Annotated in this window: 3 protein-coding genes; 1 reads left to right on the top strand and 2 read right to left on the bottom strand. The window is 44.6% G+C overall.

Annotated features, from left to right (window positions below; translation table 11 throughout):
* Positions 1-1,710 (top strand): malto-oligosyltrehalose synthase (gene treY, locus H6S82_RS27850; RefSeq protein ID WP_191057079.1); only part of this gene is annotated, 1,710 nt, incomplete at its 5' end.
* A gap of 123 nt (positions 1,711-1,833) precedes the next feature.
* Here the strand turns inward: treY and H6S82_RS27845 are convergent.
* The gene (locus tag H6S82_RS27845) at positions 1,834-2,013 is read right to left on the bottom strand and encodes a four helix bundle protein (protein ID WP_242057134.1); all 180 of its coding nucleotides are present in this window, start codon (positions 2,011-2,013) and stop codon (positions 1,834-1,836) included.
* 90 nt (positions 2,014-2,103) lie between these two features.
* Positions 2,104-2,711 (bottom strand): formylglycine-generating enzyme family protein (locus H6S82_RS27840; protein ID WP_191057078.1); only part of this gene is annotated, 608 nt, incomplete at its 5' end.

Genomic DNA, 2,711 nt, shown 5'->3' with positions numbered 1-2,711 from the left:
AAGATTCTCGAACAGAAAGAAAACTTGCCGGAATACTGGCCGATTGAGGGAACGAGCGGCTATGACTTTTTGATCCAAGTAAATGGTATATTCTGTCAACAGGAAAATGAAGAGAAGTTTAGCGAAATATACCAGAAATTTGCCAGAGCGAATAACAATTACGGACAGCTTTCTTATGAGAAAAAGCGGCTGATTGTGGAAAGAAATTTGGCTGGAGATGTCGATAATCTGGCGCAAGTTTTGAAACGAGTATCCGGTCAATCTCGATATGGAAATGACTTTACTCGTTTCGGTTTGCAAAAAGCGCTTTCGGAAGTGCTGGCGCTGTTTCCAGTTTATCGAACTTATATCAATCAGGATGGCTTGCGAGAATCCGATCGCATCTATATTAAAGAAGTGATGGAAGAAGCAAGACGGCACGTACCCCAACTTTTAAAGGAACTCAATTTTATCGAAAAGGTACTGCTGCTGGAAGAAGAAGAATCATTAACAGCAGAACAAAAGGAACTGCGGCGTCACTTCGTTATGCGCCTGCAACAACTGACAGGCCCCTTGATGGCAAAAGGGATTGAAGATACACTTTTTTATGTGTATAATCGACTCATATCTCTGAATGAAGTGGGCGGCAATCCCGGTCAATTTGGCATCTCTGTTGCGGATTTTCACGAATTCAATCAAAAGCAGCAAGAAACTTGGCCTCATAAAATGAATGCGACGGCAACTCACGATACCAAACGAGGCGAAGATGTGCGAGCGAGGATTAATGCGATCTCGGAAATACCGGAAGAATGGGAAAAACAAGTGAAAGCGTGGAGCGAAATGAATCGCTCCAAGAAAAAGAAAATGAAGAATCGCTTGATTCCCGATGTTAATGACGAATACTTCTTTTACCAAACGCTGATCGGAACTTATCCTTTTGGGGAGGTAAAGGGGACTGACTATCACGATCGCATGAAGAATTTCGTCATCAAAGCAGTGCGGGAAGCGAAGGTTCACACGGCATGGTTAAGACCGGATTCCGATTACGAAAATGCTTACATGGATTTTGTTGATGCTGTTTTGGCAGACGAGAAATTTCTGGCAGAAATTCAGCCTTTCCAAAAGACGATCGCGCAATATGGCATTTTCAACTCCCTCTCCCAAACGCTGCTGAAAGCAACCGCTCCCGGTGTGCCAGACTTTTATCAAGGTACGGAATTTTGGGATCTCAGTCACGTCGATCCGGATAATCGCCGTCCGGTTAATTTTGAGGAACGAGTTGCGGTTTTAAAGGAAATTAAAGAGAAGGCGGAGAAAGATATACTGAGTTTGATTGCCGATTTAGTTGCCACGCGAGAAGATGCCAGGATTAAGATGTTTTTGATTAACAGAATTCTGGCGGCGAGAAACGAGAATATCGAACTTTTCCAATCAGGTGATTATATTCCGTTGGAGGTGACTGGAAAGTTTAGCGATCGCGTTGTCGCTTTTGCGAGAAAATATGAGGATAAAGTAGCGATCGCACTCACTCCCCGCTTTTTAACCAGCCTGATTAAACCAGAAGAAGTTCCCCTTGGCGAACAGGTGTGGGAAGATACTCGCATCGAACTGCCGCAGGGAATGCCATCTGCCTGGAAAGATGCCATCACTGCACAAACAATTCAATCTAATGGCAAAGTATTAATTGGGGAAGCTTTGCAACATTTTCCCGTTGCTTTGTTGATTAGCTAAACACCCAGAAACCCGGTTTCTTGGAGAAACCGGGTTTCTAACCCAACTACGTACCTAATCTTTTACTCTCCTTTCATTGCAGGAGAGGGGTTGGAGAAGAGTTCAAATATAATTTTGGTGTTCTCACAAAGTTAGTTTATCGGCAGAATATTTTGCTATAATAAGTGCATCCAGCAAATCGTACAGTCCGGTAATCATTCTGTCCCCCAACATAAACTTATGGCTGCGGGGTAGGCGGTTCAGAATCGGGACATACCACTTGATTAAATCGTAGGTTTTCTGGATAATTGGTAACTCGCTCATTGCTCATTTTTCAAAAAAATTTTTTACCGCCTTCGGCGGAGAGGGTAAAGGAAAAAAGGGAAAAGGGCAAGAGGGCAAAAGTATAAAGGGCTACTGAGTCCACGCCGCAGCACACACAACCCGAAAACCGAGGCCGTCGGCACTGTAGCCCGCATCGAGGCTGTTGCGAGAAGCCGAACGGCAGTAAGCGGGAAGGCCGAGCCACGAACCACCGCGCAGCAGTCGTAATTCGTTGCCATCACTAGATAACCATATAGTTATATTATTAGGCTTGTCCCCATAGTTATCATGCCAATGGTCAGCACACCATTCCCAAACATTGCCGTGCATATCAAATAGACCAAAGGCATTAGCTACATTAAAACTGCCAACAGGGGTAGTTTTTTCGCGGTCAATTCCCTTTGGGCCTTGACCGTAAGTATAATTGCCATCATAGTTGGCTAGATCGGCGGTTATTGTCTGGCCAAAATGAAATGGTGTAGTCGTTCCGGCGCGACAGGCATATTCCCATTCAGCTTCACCGGGTAGGCGGTATTCCCGTTTGGCTTTTTGGGAGAGGCGATCGCAGAACTCTACTGCATCATACCACGAAACTCTTTCGACTGGAAGATTTTCACCTTTAAAACGTGATGGATCTGGATTTAGTTCTCGATTTACTTGGGGTAACGAAGCTACTGCTTTCCATTGTACTTGAGTAA

Source organism: Planktothrix sp. FACHB-1355 (assembly GCF_014748295.1).
Lineage (GTDB): Bacteria > Cyanobacteriota > Cyanobacteriia > Cyanobacteriales > Aerosakkonemataceae > Aerosakkonema > Aerosakkonema funiforme_A.
The sequence above is the reverse complement of the archived record's forward strand: the minus strand, read 5'-3'. Positions and strand labels throughout refer to the sequence as shown.